Below are 21,872 nucleotides of genomic sequence, written 5' to 3' on the forward strand. Positions count from 1 at the left end.
ATGAATAATCTATCTTCATCCGAACGAATACTTGCCGCTCTTACAGAAGCTCGAACCAAGCTCGAAGCTGTAGAACAAGAGAAAAATGAACGGGTCGCTATTATTGGCATGGCGGGCCGTTTTCCTGGCGCTCAAACCGTTGAACAGTTTTGGGAAAATATAAAAAATGGGGTCAACTCTATACAATTTTTATCGGATGAAGAATTGGTTTCATCCGGTGTGAGTTTAGATGAAATTAATGCTCAAAACTATGTCAAAGCATATGCGAGTTTTGACAATATTGAATACTTTGATGCCGCCTTTTTTGGTTACTCTCCCCGAGAAGCAGAACTGATTGATCCTCAACAGAGAATTTTTCTAGAATGTGCCTGGGAAGCCTTAGAAAATGCAGGCTATGACCCCGAACGCTATTCGGGTAAAGTAGGGGTTTATGGGGGTTCGGCATTAAACAATTACATCATTAATCTTTACAGCAATACTGCTTTAAGAAAATCGGTAGACTCGGTGCAGTTTGTCGTCAGTAATGTTATGGGTTTAATGCCCACTAGAGTTTCTTATAAGTTAAACTTAAAAGGCCCGAGTTGTGGAATTCAAACCGGATGTTCGACCTCATTAGTGAGTGTTCATATCGCCTGTCAAAGCTTACTGAAACAAGAATGTGATATTGCCTTAGCAGGTGGAGTTACAGTTAATTCCGCTAGAAAGTCAGGTTATCTTTATAAAGAAGACGGAATTGCTTCTCCTGATGGTTATTGTCGCGCTTTTGATGCAAATGCGAAAGGAACAGTTTTCGGAAATGGAGTGGGTATTGTTGTCTTAAAACGGCTGAGTAAAGCCTTGGAAGATGGCGATCAAATTTATGCCGTTATTCGAGGTTCAGCCATTAATAATGATGGTTCTCAAAAAGTGGGTTTAACGGCTCCTAGTGTAACAGGTCAAGCGGAAGTTATTGCAACCGCAATTGCCAAAGCCGGTGTAGAACCTGAGACCATTAATTATATAGAAACGCATGGTACGGGAACAGCATTAGGCGATCCGATTGAAATTTCTGCTTTGACAAAAGTTTTTGGTAAAAGTAATAAGAAATATTGTGCAATAGGTTCAGTAAAAAGCAACATCGGACATTTAGATGCAGCCGCAGGAATTGTAGGATTAATTAAAGCGACATTAGCCCTCAAAAATCAGCAAATTCCCCCCAGTTTAAACTTTGAGAATCCCAACCCTCAAATTAACTTTGCTGACAGTGCATTTTATGTCAATACTCAACTGTCAAACTGGCAAAAAAATGGCAGCCCTCGCCGTGCTGGAGTCAGTTCTTTTGGTATGGGAGGAACGAATTCTCATATCATTCTTGAAGAAGCTCCTCAAGTTGAAATTTCTAGCAATTCTCGTCCTTGGAAATTGCTCTTACTCTCTGCAAAAACGCCATCAGCTTTAGAAACAGCAACAACTCAACTTGCAACCCATCTCAAACAGCATTCAAATTTAAACTTAGCAGATGTAGCTTACACTTTACAAACCGGAAGAAAACATCACGAATATCGCCGAATGTTAGTCTGTAAAGAGTTAAAAGATGCTGTTGAAACATTAGAAACCTCAGAAAATGAATCCCAAAAATTATTAACAAAATTCTATCAACATAGCCCCCAAACCATTGTGTTTATGTTCTCGGGGCAAGGAAGTCAATATATTAATATGGCGTTAGAACTCTATGAAAAAGAACCTCTTTTTAGGCAAGTAATTGATGAGTGTAGTGAACTTATCAAATCCCATTTAGAGCAAGATATAAGGGAACTAATCTATTCTAAACAGCATCCAGAAAAAAACTTAATTAATGAAACAACCTATGCACAACCCGCACTATTTATAATAGAATATGCTTTGGCTAAGTTGTGGATAAGTTGGGGCGTAAAACCTCAAGCAATGATTGGTCATAGTATTGGAGAATACGTTGCTGCAACTTGGGCGGGTGTGTTTTCTTTAGAAGATGCTTTAGCCTTAGTTGCAACCCGAGGAAAACTGATGCAAACCTGTCCGTCTGGGGCTATGCTTTCGGTTTCTTCAACACTGGAAAAAATACAATCTATCCTTCCCCAAGAATTAGTAATTGCAACGATTAATTCTCCCAATTTATGCGTTGTGTCCGGTTCAAACACTGGGATTAAAACATTCGAGAAAGTTTTGAATCAACAAAATATTACCTATCGTCATTTACATACATCTCATGCTTTTCATTCTCCTTTAATGGAACCAATTTTAGACGAATTTCAACAGATAGTTACCAAGATCAACCTAAATCCTCCTGCAATTCCCGTTCTCTCGAATGTAACAGGAACTTGGCTGACTGCAACTGAAGCAACTCAACCAGAATATTGGGTTCAACACTTAAGAAAAACGGTGCAGTTTTCTGAGGGAATTAAACAGGTATTGCAAAAGCCAAATCCTCTATTGTTGGAAGTTGGGCCTGGACGGACATTGACTATATTTGCCAAACAGCATCAACCTGATATAAATGCCTTAACTTCACTGCGTCATCCCCAAGATAAACAGTCAGATCATGCTCATATTTTAGAAACTTTAGGACAACTTTGGCTATCGGGAATAGAAGTTAATTGGTCGGCATTTTATGCGAATGAACGACGCCAGCGCGTACCCTTACCCACTTATCCTTTTGAACGACAATATTATTGGATAGAACCTCAAGCTGAAACTAATAATTCTCAAGAAAAACCTCAACAACCGCAGAAAAAGTCTAATTTAGCTGAATGGTTTTATGTTCCTTCTTGGAAACGCTCAACCCTACCTAAGCTTTCATCTAATACAGAACGTAAATGTTGGCTGATTTTTGTGGATGAAATGGGATTGGGTGAAAAAATTGTTCAACGCTTAACATCAGAAAATCAAGTCGTAGCTGAAGTCAGAATTGGAGAAAAATTTGTTCAGCTTACTGAGACTTTATTTGAGATCAATCCTGAAAACTTTGACGACTATCAACATTTAATAAGAGTCCTAAAACAAAACAACTTTGTTCCTAATGAGATACTTCATTTTTGGGGAAGCGAATCAGCATATCATTTGAGTTCGAGTTTAGAAATTGATTTTGAATCTTATCAAAATAAAGGTTTCTATAGCTTGCTCGCTTTAGTTCAAGCAATTACTCAACAAAACATTGATACCCCAGTAAAACTGACAACAGTTACGAATAATATTCACGATGTACTCGGTACAGAACCTCTCAATCCTGCTCAAGTAACACAACTCGGATTATGCAAAGTTATTCCGCAAGAATATCCCCATATTACCTGCAAAAACATTGATGTTGCTGTTCCCACAAATTCTGATTTATTCACAACAGTGATCGATCAAGTGATAGCGGAATTACAGCAAAATTCAACAGAGCCAGTCGTTGCTTATCGAGATCGATATCGATGGATACCAACATTTGAATCGGTGTTTGTACCAGAACCTTCTGCAAAAGAAACACGATTGATCAAAAATGGCGTATACTTAATTGCGGGAGATTTAGTAGAAGGATTAGGGTTAGTTTATGCACAGTATTTAACTCAAGAATTAGAAGCAAAACTGATTTTAGTCGGTCGTTCAACCTTGCCAGAAAAACATCAATGGGAACAGTGGTTAATCTCGCATGGTCAGCAAGATAATATCAGTCAATGTATTCGGAAACTGCAAGCCTTAGAAACATCGGGATCAGAATTTTTATTCTTCAGTGCTGACTTAGCAGATGAAACAAAAATGCAATCAATTGTCACTCAAGCCGATGAAAAATTTGGTCAAATTAATGGGGTAATTCATGCTGGAACAATGGGAGATAGATCAAGCTGTCCAATTCAAGATTTAGACCTCGAAAAATGTCATTATCAATTCCAAATGAAAGTACGAGGATTAATCACACTAGCCAAAATTTTTGAGGGAAGAAAACTTGATTTTTATCTGCTACAATCTTCTCTATCCTCCATCGTAGGAGGCGTTGGATTTGGCGCATATACAGCCGCAAACCTATTTATGGATGCCTTTGCTAGCCAACAAAATAAAACAGGTTCAACGCCCTGGATTAGTATCAACTGGGATGCCTGTCAATTTCAGGAAGAATCAAGCTCTCAGAAAACAGGTTCAGCATTAATTGATTTAGCAATAACACCCAATGAAGTTTGGCAAGTATCCCAGCGAGTTCTATCACAGGATATTATTTATCAAAGAGCAGTTTCACCGAGAGATTTACACGCTAGAATTGAGCAATCAATTCAACTCAAAACGTCGGAAAACTTAGAAACTTTACACTCAAATCAAACGGAACATTTATCCTCTAATCATGCTCGACCCCATCTTAAAACATCCTATACTGCACCTCGTAATGAGATTGAAAAAATAGTTGCAAATGCAATGGAAAATTTATTAGGGATAGAGAAAGTAGGAATTTATGATAACTTTTTTGAGTTGGGGGGGCATTCATTACTCGCAATTCAAATTATTTCTCGTTTGCGAGAAGAATTTCAAATAGATATCCCGATGCGAGAGTTTTTATTTGAATCACCCACTGTTGCGGGGATTGCTAAAATTATTGAGGAAAATAAATCAAAACAAACGGATGATCCGGAAATCAAAAAACTATTAGAGGAAATCGAAAATTTATCATTAGAGGAGGTAGAATCTATGCTATCAATTCAGGGTAACTTACAGGAAGATGATGATCAAACATAATTGCTCGCTCTGTAGCTAATAAAAACAACCAAGAAATAACAATTAATTTGGAGATGGACATGGATTTTAGTTTATTTTATTTTGATGGAGATGGATCGGTTGCACAACCTAATAAGTATCAGTTACTTATTGACAGTGCCAAATTTGCCGATCAAAATGGTTTTTCGGCGCTGTGGACGCCCGAGCGACATTTTCACGCTTTTGGCGGACTTTATCCGAATCCTTCCTTAACAAATGCCGCCCTTGCAATGGTCACAGAAAGAATTCAATTGCGAGCAGGTAGTGTTGTTGTACCCTTACATCATCCCGTGCGAATTGTAGAAGAATGGGGGGTTGTTGATAACCTTTCAAATGGTCGAGTAGGGATTGCTTTTGCCTCCGGTTGGACGATGGATGAATTCATTCTTTCTCGTGAAAATCATGCAAATCGCAAAGCGAATATGTGGCGAGGAATTAAAGCAATTCAGCAACTTTGGCAAGGGGAAGCTGTAGACTATCAAGATGCAAGTGGTAAAACAGTTCAGGTCAAAACTTTACCAAAACCAATTCAGCCAAAACTTCCAATTTGGATTACTTGTCAATCTCCAGAAACCTTTATAGAAGCGGGAAAAATGGGTGCTAATGTTCTCACCTCTTTACTCGGTGGAACTTTAGAAAGTATCGTTCCAAAAATAAAACTTTATCGAGAAGCTTTAGCCAAAAAAGGTCATAATCCCGAGGAAAAAAAAGTAACTTTAATGATTCATACTTTTTTAGGAGAAAGTTTAAACGAAGTCAAAGAACAAGTCAGGCAACCCTTTTGTGATTATCTCAAAACCCACTATGATTTGTTGGATAACTTAGCTAAAAGTATGGGGTTAAATGTTAGCCTCAAGACTTTCTCGGAAGATGATCTCGATAGCTTACTCTTATTTGGAGTAGAAGGGTTTATGAAAGGGCGTTCTCTGATCGGTACTCCAACCAGTTGTCTTCCTTTTCTTCAGCAAATAGAGCAAGCAGGTATCAATGAAATCGCCTGTTTAATTGACTTTGTTCCAAGTTATAAATCTGTCATGGAAAGCCTTATTTACTTGAAACAATTGCGAGAAAAATACCATGCAGTTCAATTGAGCCAAAAAACATTAGTTTAGAATCATCGCCGAACAACTCCCACACCTTCAATTTGAGCTATGACAAACAATAATCAAAGATTGGATGAATTAACAAAAAGAATTGCAAATCTTTCACCTGAGAAACGCCTGTTACTTGAGCAACAACTTAAAAACAGAAAGCAGCAATTCAATTCACTGACAATTCCAAAACGGAAAACAGAAGATAACCTGCCCTTGTCATTTGCACAGCAAAGGCTTTGGTTTATCCATCAGTTAGAACCAGAAACTACAGCATATAATATTCCAGTTGCTTGGCATCTTAACGGGCATCTCAATATTGCTATTCTTGTACAAACCCTCAATGAAATTGTTCGCCGCCATGAAAGCTTAAGAACTACTTTTAACAGGATCGAGAATAATCAACCTCAGCAAACAATTTTATCTCATTTTACTCTAGATATTCCGATCATTGATTTGCAAAATTTATCGGAAAACAACCGTGATAGTGAAGTAAAACGGCTTGCAAAACAAGAAGCAAAAAGACCTTTTAATCTCGATCAAGAGCAATTAATTAGAGTAACGTTATTAAAACTCAGTGAAACTCAATTTATCTTGCTTTTGAGCTTACATCATATTATTGCAGATGGATGGTCAAGAGGAGTTTTACTGAAGGAATTTTCTGCAATTTACAAAGCCTTCTCTGAACAAAAACCCTCACCATTACCAGAACTAAACATTCAATATGTAGACTTTGCAATTTGGCAACAGCAATGGCTAGCAGGAGAAGAATTAAAAACACAGTTAACTTACTGGAAACAGCAACTTAAAAATTTAACAACCCTAAATTTGCCCACAGATTATCCTCGACCTGTAACTCAGAGTTTTCGAGGAAAAACTCAGTCATTAACACTTTCTAAAGAACTAACCACAGCTTTAAAAGTGCTGAGTCGTCAGCAAGGGGTTACTTTATTTATGACCTTACTTGCAGCTTTTAAAATATTATTACATCGATATAGTAACCAAGATGATATTGTTATTGGTTCTCCTATTGCCAATCGAAATAGGCAGGAAACAGAAAGCCTAATTGGTTTTTTTGTTAATACTCTAGTTTTACGAACTGACTTATCAGGAAATCCTACCTTTGAAGATGTTTTAAAGCGAGTTCGAGAGGTAACTTCTGGAGCATATAAACATCAAGATTTACCTTTTTCAAAGTTAGTAGAAGAACTTCAACCGGAACGTCATCTCAGTCATAATCCTTTGTTTCAGGTGATGTTTCAGTTTCAAAATGAGGCTTATCAGTTTCAAAATTCATCCAGCCCTGAATTACAATTACCCAACTTACAAATCAGTCAATTTTGGATCGACCCGGAATCAACTAAGTTTGATCTCACTTGGCATTTAATTGAGCGAGAATCAGAAATTTTAGTCGTTCTAGAATATAGTACCGACCTATTTAAACAAGATACAATTGCACGAATGCTCGGGCATTTTCAGATGCTCTTATCAGAAATTATTGCCAACCCACAGGTCAAACTTTCTAATTTATCAATTCTAACTCTTACTGAACAACATCAATTGTTAACAGAGTGGAATAAAACTCAAGCTAATTATATTAATAACTGTGTTCATCATCTATTTGAAAATCAAGTTCAACAAGAATCCGATGCGGTTGCTATTCGTTTTAATTATGATGAAAATTTTAAAAATGAAACAATTATAACTTATAAAGAACTTAATATAAAAGCGAATAAACTTGCACATTATCTTCAAAAAAAAGGAGTTAAGCCCGAAGTTTTAGTCGGAATATGTATCCCACGTTCACCCGAGTTACTGGTTGCGATTTTGGCAGTTCTCAAAGCGGGTGGTGCCTATGTTCCACTCGATCTTAACTATCCTTCAGAGCGGTTAGGCTTTATGCTCTCTGATGCACAAGTTGCTATGGTATTAACCACTGAAAAGTTAAATTCAGAGATAGCAAAGCACATCCCATCGACTCCCCTTTTAAATCTTAGAGAAAACTGGAATATTATTGATTGTGAAATTGATTCTAATCCTAAAAAGTCAGGAACCATACACAATTTAGCCTATGTTATTTACACCTCGGGTTCAACAGGAAAACCCAAAGGAACTCTGTTAACCCATCAAGGGCTTATTAATTATTTAAACTGGGCAATTCAAGAATATAATTTGGTTAATGGAGAGGGTTCTCCCCTACATTCTTCAATCGGATTTGATGCCACAATAACCAGTTTATTCTGTCCTTTATTAGTTGGAAAAACTATATTTATTTTATCAGAAAATCAAGAAATTGAAGCTTTGAGTGCAGCTTTAAGTTCCGAGACTCAATTCAGCTTGGTTAAAGTCACTCCGGCTCATCTAGGGATATTAAGCCAACTTCTGTCGCAGCAATCAAAACTTAGTCAAATAAACTCTTTAATTATCGGTGGAGATGCTTTGTTAGCTGAGAATCTTTCTTTCTGGCGTAAAAACACTCCAAAAACGAGATTAATTAATGAATATGGGCCGACAGAAACAGTGGTTGGATGTTGTGTTTATGAAGTTCCAACCCCGGCTTCTCTTTCGGGTGCAGTTTCCATTGGTCGTCCGATTGCAAACACTCAAATTCATATCTTAGATCGATATTTACAACCTGTTCCAATTGGTGTTCCCGGCGAACTCTATATAGGAGGTTTAGGTGTAGCTAGAGGTTACTTAAATCGAGCAGATTTAACAGCAGAAAAATTTATTCCTAATCCTTTTAATAGAAATAAAATTCAAGACCGTCTGTATAAAACTGGAGATTTAGCACGATATCTGACCGATGGTAATATAGAATATTTAGGACGACTCGATAACCAGATAAAAATTAGAGGATTTCGCATCGAATTGGGCGAGATAGAAGCAGTATTAACTCAACATCCAGAAGTTCAAGAAGCAAGAGTTACAGTTCAAGAAAATTCTGCTAATCAGCGCCTAGTTGCTTACACCATACTTCAGTCTGAAATTCGCGATTCTGGCTTAGAAATACAAAATAAACTGCATCATTTTCTCAAAAATAAACTTCCCCATTATATGATTCCAAATGCTTTTATTGTCCTATCTGCGTTTCCGCTAACTCCAAATGGTAAAGTAGACCTTAAAGCCTTACCTAAAGTAGAGGAAGTGATAAAAACATCTTCTTCTGTGGCTCCGAGTACCCCTAACGAGAAAATCTTAACGGAAATTTGGAGAGATGTTTTAGGAAAAGAAAACATTGGAATTTATGATAACTTCTTTGAATTGGGAGGCGATTCTATTCAAAGCATTTCAATTATATCTAAAGCAACTCAAGCCGGCTTAAAACTAACACCTAGACAGATATTTCAGTATCAAACAATTGCTGAATTAGGGGCTATTGCAACCTCAAGTAAATCTCTAAAAACTGAACAGGGTTTGGCAACAGGTTTCGTTACTTTGACACCCATTCAGCATTGGTTTTTTGAACAAAAACTTTTACATCTGCATCACTATAACCAGTCTGTTGTTTTGGAAGTTTCACCGGATATCAACTTTCAATATATTGAACAATCTATTCAGCAACTTCTCGTACAGCATGATAGTTTACGATTGAGATTTAAACAGGAGAATACAGGTTACAAACAGTTTTATTCATCTCCTGAAGAAACTATTCCGGTCAGCTACATTGATTTATCAGGATTAACAGAAAATCAAAAAATAAAAGCCTATAAAACCGCTTCAGAGCGTTTACAAAAAAGTTTAAATATTTCGTCTAAGCTTGTTCAAGCTGCTTTGTTTAAACTTGGAAATAATCAACTTGATCGTTTGCTTTTCATAATTCATCACCTTGCTGTTGATGGAGTATCTTGGCGAATTATTCTTGAAGATTTTGCACTAGCTTATAAACAACTGAGCCACCAAGAACAAATCCAACTCCCCGCTAAAACAAGCTCTTATCAAGATTGGTCAACTGGCTTGATTTCTTATGGTGAATCGGAAAAAGTTACCTCGGAATTGAACTACTGGTTAGCTCAGTCCCAGAAATCAATTAATTCAATACCTGTTGATTTTCCTATAGAAAATTCAGCCAATACAGTCGGTTCAACTGCTAAAGTGAGCGTAAGTTTAGATATCAATCAAACTCAGCTAATTTTAGAAGAAATCCCGAAAATACTCAAGACAAAAATTAATGATATATTGTTAACAGCCATCGTTCAAAGCTTTGCTCAGTGGACGGGTTTCCGCTCGCTTTTAATTGACTTAGAAGGACACGGAAGAGAAGAACAATTATTTGAAAACATCAATATATCACGCACAGTGGGTTGGTTTAGCAGCATTTTTCCAGTTGTGCTAGAGTTAGGAACAATTCACAATATAGGAGAGGCTATTAAGTCTATTAAAGAACAACTTAATCATATTCCTAATCAGGGTATGAATTATGGAATTATGCGATATCTCAGCCCAGATAAAACTGTGCGTTATCAATTGAAAGCAACTCCTCAAGCTTCTGTTATTTTTAACTATCTTGGTCAAATTAATCCTGTAAAAGCGGAATTGTTTACATTGGATATATCAGAGTCAAGTCAGTTCAACCGTTCTCCCGATCAAATTCGCCGTTATCTGTTAGAAATTAATGGGTTTGTGAGTCAAAATAAACTGCAACTAAATTGGACATATAGTCAAAATATTCATAAACGAAAAACTATTGAATATTGGGCTAATCATTTTATTACTGCAATAAAAGCTTTAATTACTTATGCTTCCACTCCAGAAGCCGAGGCTTATACACCATCAGACTTTTCCTCCGCGCGTATCAATCAAAAACAACTTGATAAATTGCTAACAAAACTCAAAAAAACCAATTAACTAACATTTAAGCAAATTAACCTGTAGTTTATTCAAAATGAATTTCTATGTCTAAACAAGATATCGTTGATATATACGAACTTTCTCCCATGCAACAGGGAATGCTCTTTCACACCCTGTATAATCCCAGTTCGGGTGTATATTTTGAGCAGCGGAGTTGTTTAATTTCTGGAGAACTAAATACACAAGCATTTAAGCAAGCTTGGCAACAGGTTATAACTCGATATCCCGTGTTGCGTACAGCTTTCTATTGGGAAGAATTAGAGAAGCCATTGCAAGTCGTTTATTCACAAGTTAACTTACTTTTTATTGAAGAAGACTGGCAAAATTTAACGCCAAACGAACAAGAGAATAAATTACAATCTTTTTTAATTTCAGAGCGAGAAACAGGTTTTCAACTGGATCAAGCTCCCTTAATGCGTTGTGCCTTATTCAAACTACAAGAAAGCACTTATCAATTTGTTTGGAGTCATCATCATCTGCTAATGGATGGTTGGTGTAATGGTCTGATCATCAAAGAAGTTTTAGCACTTTATGAAGCGTTTAAGCAAGGTCAAACCTTATCGCTTATACCCTCACGTCCTTACCGAGAATATATTAGTTGGCTGCAAGATCAAGATCTTTCAAAAGCAGAAATATTTTGGCATGAAAATCTTAAGGGCTTTACAACTCAAACACAACTAACAGTAGAATATTATCAAAATAAGGAAGATGTTCATGTTCAAGAATATTTCCAATTTTCAACTCTAGAAACAGTTAATATACAGTCATTTTGTCAGCAACATCACTTGACTCTAAATACCGTTATTCAAGGGGCTTGGGCTTTACTCCTCAGTCGTTACAGTGGAGAATATGACGTTGTATTTGGTGCAACAGTCTCAGGTCGTCCGCCCACTTTACCGGGAGTAGAATCTATTGTTGGGTTGTTTATTAATACTCTGCCTGTACGGGTAAAAGTTTCTGCCAAAATGCAATTAATTTCCTGGTTGCAAACTCTACAAACTCAACAAATAGAACGAGAGCAATATGCTTATAGTTGTTTAATAGATATTCAAAAATGGAGTGAAGTTCCTACAGGAACATCGCTATTTGAAAGCTTGCTAGTCTTTGAAAATTATCCCATTTCTCTTGATACAGTATTAAATCAATCAAACAGCAGCTTAAAAATAAGTCAAGCTTGGGGTTTTGAAAAGACAAATTATCCTCTAGCGTTGTTTGTTTTACCCAATTCTGAACTATTATTAAGGATAGATTACAACAAAAGTTGTTTTCTTCCTGAAAAAATTCAACAGATTTGGATAAACTTTAAAACATTGCTGTTAGAGTTTATTAGTAATCCTCAAGCGCGACTGTTTGAGTTATCCTTATTATCACCGACTGAACAGCATCAACTTCTGATTGAATGGAATAAAACAGAAACAGAACTTTATCATCAAGCCTGTATTCATCAATTATTTGAAGCACAAGTTAAACAAACGCCTGATGCTGTTGCAGTTGCTGACGAACATCAACAATTAACCTATCAAACCCTCAATTACAAAGCGAATGAGCTTGCACATTACTTACATAAACAGGGGATAAAATCTGAACAATTAATTGGGATTTGTTTAGACCGTTCTTGTGAGATGCTCATCGCACTTCTAGCGGTTATGAAAGTGGGTGCTGCCTATGTTCCTCTCGATCCTGCCTATCCTAAAGAACGTCTAATTTTCATAATAGAAAATGCTAAAATTTCATTATTAATAACTCAATCTAACCTTTTCAATCTTAACGCCCAAACAGATAAAGTTATTTATTTAGATGAGCAATGGGAAGCGATAGCACAACAGAATTCCGAAAATATTGACTCTCAAATTTTACCTCAAAATTTAGCCTATGTGATTTATACTTCCGGTTCTACAGGTCAGCCTAAAGGTGTGGAAATTTGCCATGAAAGCTTAACAAACTTCTTAATAGCAATGCGTCAAAAACCGGGTTTATTACCCAAAGATATTATATTTTCAGTAACAACACTTTCGTTTGATATTGCAGCATTAGAATTATATTTACCTATAATAGTAGGCGCTCGTTTAATAATTATCAGTCGTGAAATTGCTACAGATGGTGTTGCATTGCGTGAAAAATTAAACATCTTAAACCCGACACTAATGCAAGCCACACCTGCAACTTGGCGAATGTTAATAGCTGCTGGATGGACCGGAAGCAAAAATATCAAAATTCTTTGCGGAGGTGAAGCACTCGATCATCATCTTGCCCAACAACTTTTACAAAATTCTGAACAAGTTTGGAACCTTTATGGGCCGACAGAAACAACAATTTGGTCAGCTATTTATCAGTTAGATTTAAGTTGTATTTATCCCGAAAAATCTACTTATGTTTCAATTGGTCGTCCCCTGGCTAATACTCAATTTTATGTCTTAGATTCTCACCTACAACCTGTTCCAATTGGTGTTCAAGGTGAACTTTATATTTCAGGTTTAGGTGTGGCTAGGGGTTACTTAAACCGTCCTCAATTAACATCAGAAAAATTTATTCCCAATCCTTTTAGTAAAAATAAAACTCAAGAACGCCTCTATAAAACAGGGGATTTAGTGCGATATTTACCCGATGGAAATCTTCAATACTTAGGACGGTCAGACGATCAAGTTAAAATTCGAGGTTTTCGGATTGAACTGGGTGAAATTGAAGCGGCATTAAATGAGTATCCAAAAATAAAAAAAGCGGTAGCTATCGTTAACTCTGATGAAGCTGGCGAACAGCGTTTAGTTGTTTACTTTATTTGTGAAAATATAACTCAACAGTCACCAAAACAAGAATATATTAATAATCAAGCATTGCGTCTTTTTCTTGAGGAAAAATTACCGAAATACATGATACCTTCCGCATTTGTAGAGTTAGAAGCCTTTCCTTTAACTCCCAATGGAAAAATAGATCGTCGTGCTTTAGCAGCGATTGAGTATCAACTTCCTACCACAAATAACAGAATTCAACCTCAAACACCAGTTGAAGAAATTTTAGTCGGAATTTGGGAAAGTATTTTAAACTTACAGGGAATTGGAATTAATGAAAACTTTTTTGAATTGGGCGGACATTCGCTATTAGCAACTCGTGTAGTTTCGCAGATTAGACAAATCTTTAAAATCGAATTTCCTTTGCGTTATTTATTCGATTTTCCTACAAGTTCTGAACTTGCTCAACAAGTAGAGATTTTAACGCAGAATCATTTAAAACTGCCCATTTCACCCATTCAGCCAATATCTCGTTCTACCGATTTACCTCTCTCTTTCGCCCAACAACGACAATGGTTTTTATCACAGTTTGAGCCGAACAATCCTTTTTATAATATTCCTGTAGCTGTTCGTTTACAGGGAACTTTAAACATTACAATTCTCAAGCAAACTTTTTCAGAAGTGATTCATCGCCATGAAGTCTTAAGAACGGCTTTTCACACTATCGATGGAAAACCCCAACTAGCAATTTCAGAAACTTGTGAATTAGAGTTACCGATTATTGATTTAAGTCAGTTGCCTGAAACTAAGAAACAAGCAACAATTGAGCAATTTTTATTTGCAGAAACCCAACAACACTTTAATCTGGGTTCTAGTCCTTTATTTCGTATTAAGTTACTGCGCCTGAAGGAACAAGAACATATATTAATCCTGGCTTTTCATCATATTATTTCTGATGGTTGGTCGATGGGTGTATTGTTACATGAACTCTCAACATTGTATCAAGCTTTTCTAAATCAAGAACCTTCTCCTTTAGAAGAATTACCCATTCAATATGTTGACTTTGCCAGTTGGCAGCGACAATGGTTAAAAGGTGAACTTTTAGAAAATCAGCTTTCTTATTGGCGACAACAATTGCAGGATGCACCTACACTTTCACAGCTACCGACCGATCGCATTCGTCCAGCCATTCAAACTGTTCAAGGTGCCAGTTACACTTTTAATATATCTCGGCAATTATTAGAAGGTTTAAAAATCCTCAGTCAGCAGTCAGGAAGTACCCTGTTTATAACGTTACTTACTGCATTTTATACATTAATTCATCGCTATACAGGCAATGAAGATATTCTTATCGGCTCTCCAATTGCCAATCGCAACAGAGCCGAAATTGAAAAATTAATTGGCTTTTTTGTAAATACATTAGCTCTGCGAGTAGATTTATCAGGAAACCCAACCTTTGAGGAATTATTGCAACGAGTTCGTCAAGTCTCGTTAGAAGCCTATGCACACCAAGATTTACCTTTTGAACAGCTACTAGAAGAATTAAAAATTTCTCGTTCTTTAAGTTACACACCTTTATTTCAAATCATGTTTGTGCTGCAAAATGCTCCTCTGAAAGAAGTAAAATTTTCTGACTTAAGTTGGAGTCCTATTGAGATTCCCCGCCAAACAGCCAAGTTTGATTTAACTCTGTCATTAACAGAAACAGATGATTATATCGTCGGAACTTTTGAATACAATACAGATTTATTTGAACAAAATACGATTCGCATACTCGCAGAGCATTTTCAAAATTTATTAGAAGCTATTATCGTCAATCCCGAACATAAAATTTCTGAATTAACCTTTTTAAATCAAGATGAAAAACAGCAAATTTTAGTTGAATGGAATCAAACTACAACTAATTATCCGCGAGAAGCTACTATTCATAAACTGTTTGAACAACAGGTAGAACAATATCCTGATGCGATCGCTCTGACCTACGCCGATCAACAACTCACTTATCGAGAACTTAATATTAAAGCCAATCAAATCGCACACTATCTGCGAAAAATAGGCACGAAAACCGATACATTAATCGGAATTTGCATGGAACGCTCAATAGAGACGTTTGTGAGTATTTTAGGGATTTTAAAAGCGGGAGCGGCCTATGTTTTTCTAGAAAAAAACTATCCTCAAGAACGCCTAGAATTTATCTTAGAAGATACTCAAGTTTCAGCAATAATTACTGACCTAAACAGCACTCATTTTGAAGCTTTAAATATTCTTATTTTAAATCTAGATACAGATTGGCAAATTCTGAGCCAAGAAAACTCAAACAATCCCATTCATCAAGTAACAGCAGAAAACTTAGCTTATGTTATGTATACTTCCGGTTCCACAGGAAAGCCAAAAGGGGTATGTGTTCCTCATCGAGGTGTAGTTAGACTTGTTAAAGAAAATAATTATGTGAACTTTAATACTGAAGAAATTTTTCTTCAAGCTGCACCTCTTCCTTTTGATGCTTCCACTTTTGAAATTTGGGGAGCTTTACTCAATGGTGGACGCATCGTTATATTACCCAATCATCAGCCTTCTTTAAATGAACTCGGAGAAATTATTAAACAATATAATATAACTATACTCTGGCTAACAGCAGGGTTATTTCATCTCATGGTTGATGAACAGCTTCAAAGTTTTAAAAATGTTCGTAAACTCTTAGCGGGGGGTGATGTTTTATCGGTAATTCATGTTAATAAACTCTTAAAAACATTCCCTGATTGTAAACTTATTAATGGGTATGGCCCGACAGAAAGCACAACATTTTCCTGCTGTTACTCCATGACAAATATTGCTCAAATTAGTCAGTCTGTACCCATTGGTTATCCCATTTATAATACTCAAATTTATGTACTAGATCGCTATCTTCATCCAGTACCTACAGGAGTTCCTGGTGAACTCTACATCGGAGGTGATGGTCTGGCTAGAGGTTATCTAAACCGACCAGATTTAACTGCCGAAAAATTTATTCCCAATCCTTTTAATCCTCAAAGCACATCCCATCGTTTGTACAAAACTGGGGATTTAGTGCGATATAAAAAGGATGGAACGCTTGAATATTTAGGTCGTTTGGATAATCAAGTTAAAGTTAGAGGTTTTCGGATAGAATTAGGAGAAATAGAAGCCGTATTAAATCAACATTCAGCAGTTAAAGATGTAGCTGTAATTACAGATAATCAACGAGGAAACAAACGTCTTATTGCTTATGTAGTTCTCAATGAAAACTCCGAAGCCATTCAAAATCAATCTTTAAACATCCTCTCTCAACTTCGAGCTTTTATCACCGAAAAGTTACCGGACTATATGATTCCTGCTCTTTTTGTACCCATAGAATCACTTCCCCTAACTTCTAATGGAAAAGTAGACTATCGAGCTTTATCCCAACGAGAACTTCTTCAGTTGGAACCTCAATCAGAATTTGTAAATCCTCAAACTGAAATTGAAATGAAGCTGGCTGAGATTTGGTCAGAAATTATTCAAGTTGAGCGGATAGGAATTCACGATAATTTCTTTGAGATAGGAGGAGATTCTATTTTGGCAATTCAGATTATTAGTAAAGCCAGTAACGCAGGAATTAAGCTTACACCTAAACATATTTTTCAATATCAAACAATAGCTGAATTAGCTTCAACGGCTACTTTAGAGAAAGCTAGGAATAGCGAACAAGGATTGATAACAGGTTCAGTTCCTCTAACTCCAATTCAACATTGGTTTTTTGAAAATTATAAGCAAGATGTTTCTCACTTTAATCAGGCGATTTTTCTTGAATTTAAACAAAGTCTTGATATGGCTATTCTAGAAAAAACAATTCAGCAGTTATTAATTCACCATGATGCACTGCGTCTTCAGTTTGAGCAAACAGAATTAGGCTGGAAACAAACAATAGCTTACCCCAACTCCAAGATACCGTTAACCTACTTTGATTTATCTAATCTCCCAGAACCCGAACAAAACCAAGCTCTTGAATTCACCGTCAATGAAGTTCATAAAAGTCTGAACCTGTTAACTGGAAGCTTGGTTAGAGTTGCGCTGTTAAATTTAGGATGTGATCGGGGTTATCGCCTGCTGTTTGTTATTCATCATTTAGCTGTCGATGGTTTATCCTGGCGAATTTTATTAGAAGATTTTCAAACAATTTATGAACAAATTAAAAATGCTCAAGAAATTCATCTGTCTTTAAAAACTACATCCATAAAGCAATGGTCTAACGCTATACAAGAGTATCCAAACTCAGAGTTAATTCAGCAAGAGCAAAATTATTGGTTAACTGTTCTAACTCAAGAGACTGATTCATTACCTATAGATTACTGCCGGGGAGAAAATACGGTTCAAGCATCAGAAACAGTTACAATCTCTCTCAGCTTGGAACAAACACAAGCCTTGCTTAAAGATGTTCCCTCGGCTTATAATACTCATATTAATGATATTTTGCTAACGGCATTGACAAAAACGATATCAAGCTGGACAGGTCAAAATTACCTTTTAGTTGATTTAGAATATCATGGTAGAGAATCTCTGCTAAATGATCTCAACCTTTCTCGAACAGTCGGATGGTTTACATCTATTTTCCCGATGCTATTCAAATTAAATACAATAGATTTAGGAGAATCAATAAAAACAATTAAAGAACAACTTCGTCAAGTTCCTAACTCGGGAATGGGCTATGGAATTTTACGCTATCTGGCTGCTTCAGAATCAAAAATTCCCAATTCTAAAGCTGAAATCTGTTTTAACTATCTGGGACAATTTGATCAAATGTTATCATCTTCTATGATGGGTGTAGCCTCGGAATCAAGCGGTCAAGCTCGTAGTTGCAAACAAACCAGAACTTATTTGTTAGAAATTAATGGATTAATAATTCAAGGACAACTAAAATTTTACTGGACATATAGCAAAAACTTTCATCATCGCACGACGATAGAAAACTTAGCAATGCAGTTTAAAGAAGCTTTAAATCAGCTTATTGATCACTGCTGTTCCCCCGAAGCGGGAGGTTATACACCCTCAGATTTTTCATTGGCTGAACTCGATCAAAATCAACTTAATCAAGTTCTAGACCAAATAGAATTTTAAACCTTAACTATTTCCAGAAAATCTTAACAAACTCACTTACAGCCAAACGAAAATGAATCAAAAAAATATAGAAGATATTTACCCACTTTCTCCAATGCAGCAAGGAATGCTGTTTCATAGTTTGTTAGCTCCCGAATCAGGAGCCTACATTGTACAGTCTTGTTATGAAATCCAAGGCAATTTAAATCGCACTGCTTTTGAACAAGCTTGGCAACAAGTTATTAATAGATATTCTATTTTAAGAACAGCTTTTGTTTGGGAAAATTTAGAGAAACCCCTACAAGTTGTTGGTCGAGAAGTCAAGGCTTTAACTCTTTATCAGGATTGGCGTCACCTCGCACCAGAAGAACAACAAACCCAACTTAATTTTTTACTGAAAACTCAACGAAAGCAAGGCTTTAACCTGGCAAAACCCCCTTTAATGTCTTTTAATTTAATTCAACTTCAAAATGATATTTATCAATTTGTTTGGATGTACCATCACCTGTTATTAGATGGTTGGTCTGTTCCTTTAATTGTTAAAGAATTTATTACCCTTTATGAAACTATTATTCAAGGTCAAAATTTACCTCTAGAAAAGCCTCGTCCCTATCGAGATTATATTGCTTGGTTACAACAGCAAGACCTATCGAATGCTCATAAATTTTGGAGTAAAATACTTCAGGGTTTAACAACACCAACAACAATTAGTCGTCAAACTGACCGCTTTAATAGTCAAAACAATAACTATCAAGAACAGGGGCTTCAGCTTTCGGAAGAAGTTACGGCAAAACTTAAATTATTCGCCAAACAACATCAAGTTACTATTAACAGTTTAATACAAGCAGCCTGGGCATTAATTCTTAGTTTTTATAGCGGAGAAAATGATGTCATATTTGGAGCAACTTATTCGGGTCGTCCTACCAACTTAATGAACGCTGAACAGATAGTCGGAGTATTTATTAATACCCTTCCGGTGCGAATTTATATAGATGGAAAAGAAACTTTGTTGCAATGGATTAAACAACTTCAATATCAACAAATAGAAGCGCAGCAATATCAATATATCCCTTTAGTAGAAATCCATCGTTTGAGTGAGATTCCCAGAAATTTACCCTTATTTGAGAGTCTTGTTATTTTTGAAAACTACCCCGTTGATGCGGCTCTCAAACAATCCATAAAAAATCTCAAGATTAAAAATGTTTCGGCTCAAGAACAAACCAATTATCCTCTAACACTTTACGCAGTCAGTGATTCTCAGCTTTCACTAAAACTTGTCTATGATTCTGAACACTTTAACTCAGTAACAATCACTCAAATTTTAGAGAATTTTAAAACCTTACTCTTAACCATAATTACAAATCCGCAGCAAAAGCTTTATCAACTTTCACCTTTATCTCAATCTGAGCAACACAAACTGCTAGTAGATTGGAATCAAACTCAAACAACATTTGAAAAACTTGCCTGTATCCATCAACTTTTTGAAACCCAAGCCCAACAAACACCGGATGCTATTGCTATTGTTGACTCACACCAACAACTCAGCTATAAGCAACTTAATAATACAGCAAATCAACTTGCTCACTACCTACAAAAACAGGGCGTTAAACCCGAACAAACAATCGGCATTTGTTTAGAGCGTTCCTGTGAAATGGTCATTGCTTTATTAGCCGTTTTAAAACTTGGAGCCACATATATTCCCCTTGACCCTGCTTATCCTAAAGACCGTCTTAATTTTATTATAGATAACGCTCAAATCTCATTGATTATTACTCAAACTTCGCTGAACTCTCTCGGATTATCCGTTGAAAATATTATCAATCTAGACGAACAGTGGTCAATTATTGCTCAAGAAAAAACTGATAACTTTGATAACAACATTACACTGGAAACTCTTGCCTACATTATTTACACTTCTGGTTCTACAGGTCAACCGAAAGGCGTACAAATTTCTCATCACGCCTTGACTAACTTTCTGTTTGCTATTAATCAACACCTCGATTTAACAGCATCAGACATTTTATTATCTGTTACCAGCCTGTCTTTTGATATCGCCGCCTTAGAACTTTATTTACCTTTAATTCTCGGCGCGCCTGTAGTGATTGCCAGCCAAAAAACAACCGCAGACAGCCAACAACTTCAACATCAAATCAGTCAATTAAACATCACAATTATGCAAGCCACGCCCGCCACCTGGCAAATGTTAATCCTTGGCGGATGGTCAGGAAAACACCACCTAAAAATTCTCAGTGGAGGAGAAGCATTAGACCCGAAATTAGCCAAACAACTTGATCAAAATTCTCAACAACTTTTTAACGTTTATGGCCCGACTGAAACAACAATTTGGTCATCAGTTTATCAAGCGACAAACTCAGAAGACTTAGAGAATAAATCAACAGTTTTAATTGGTCGCCCCCTTGGTAACACCGAGTTTTATATTCTCGATAAAAACTTACAGCCCGTTCCGATAGGAGTACCCGGAGAGTTATATATTGGAGGAGCCGGAGTTGCCAGAGGGTACTTAAATCGAGCCGACTTAACCGCAGAACGTTTTTTACCTAATCCTTTTAAAAATACTTCTGAACGCCTGTATAAAACGGGAGATTTAGTGCGATATCTGAACGATGGAAATGTTGAGTATTTAGGGCGGTTAGACTCTCAGGTTAAACTGCGAGGATTTAGAATAGAATTAGGAGAAATCGAAGCAATATTAAAACAACATCCGCAAGTTCAACAAGCGGTCGTAGTAGTCAATTCACAAAACCAAGAAAAGCGTCTGATCGCTTATATTGTCTTTTCAGAAAAATCGGAGTTAACTGTAACAAAACTACGAAAATTTTTAGAAGATAAGTTGCCAAGTTATATGATACCTTCTGCTTTTATAATGTTAGATGCTTTGCCTCTCACTCCCAATGATAAAATTAATAGACAAGGGCTTCCAATACCCGAACAAATTCGTCCACAGTTAGAAGCAACTTATGTGATGCCAAAGACTGAAATTGAAAAAACAATTGCTCAAATTTGGCAAAAAGTTCTTAATCTAGAAAAGATTGGCATTCACGATAACTTTTTTGATTTGGGGGGACATTCTTTATTAATGGTGAGGGTTCACAGCCAATTGAGAACAGCATTTTCATCTGATATTCCATTAGTAGAAATGTTTAGATATCCGACTATTCATGCTTTGGCTGATTATTTTAATCACTCCCGATTAGAATCAAGTCATCAGCCAGAGGATAGAACAGAACAGCTTACAGTTGGTAAGAAAAGGTTATCTCAACTCCGTCAACGAAAAGCTTTTCGAGATAATAAAAATCAAAATAATTAAAATTAAATTTTACCATCCTCTGTTTGAAAAATTAATCTTGATCAAAAA

At 36.3% G+C, this 21,872-nt stretch carries 5 protein-coding genes; all 5 read left to right on the forward strand.

What is annotated here, in order from left to right; translation table 11 throughout:
- The 5 genes from ACL6C3_RS18330 to ACL6C3_RS18350 are packed head-to-tail and all read left to right on the forward strand — an operon-like array spanning window position 1 to window position 21,824.
- Window positions 1-4,719 (forward strand): SDR family NAD(P)-dependent oxidoreductase, encoded by a 4,719-nt coding sequence (locus ACL6C3_RS18330; RefSeq protein WP_413160473.1) that lies wholly within the window; start codon window positions 1-3, stop codon window positions 4,717-4,719.
- A gap of 59 nt (window positions 4,720-4,778) precedes the next feature.
- Window positions 4,779-5,849, forward strand: coding sequence for an LLM class flavin-dependent oxidoreductase (locus tag ACL6C3_RS18335; protein WP_413160474.1), 1,071 nt, complete (start codon window positions 4,779-4,781; stop codon window positions 5,847-5,849).
- Between the two features lie 39 nt (window positions 5,850-5,888).
- Window positions 5,889-10,676 (forward strand): amino acid adenylation domain-containing protein, encoded by a 4,788-nt coding sequence (locus tag ACL6C3_RS18340; RefSeq protein WP_413160475.1) that lies wholly within the window; start codon window positions 5,889-5,891, stop codon window positions 10,674-10,676.
- A gap of 47 nt (window positions 10,677-10,723) precedes the next feature.
- Entirely contained in the window at window positions 10,724-18,517 is a 7,794-nt protein-coding gene (locus ACL6C3_RS18345; protein ID WP_413160476.1) for an amino acid adenylation domain-containing protein, read from the forward strand.
- Between the two features lie 52 nt (window positions 18,518-18,569).
- The gene (locus ACL6C3_RS18350) at window positions 18,570-21,824 is read left to right on the forward strand and encodes a non-ribosomal peptide synthetase (protein ID WP_413160477.1); all 3,255 of its coding nucleotides are present in this window, start codon (window positions 18,570-18,572) and stop codon (window positions 21,822-21,824) included.
- The last annotated feature ends 48 nt before the right edge of the window (window positions 21,825-21,872 follow it).

Source organism: Capilliphycus salinus ALCB114379 (assembly GCF_047276495.1).
Taxonomy (GTDB): Bacteria; Cyanobacteriota; Cyanobacteriia; order Cyanobacteriales; family Microcoleaceae; genus Capilliphycus; species Capilliphycus salinus.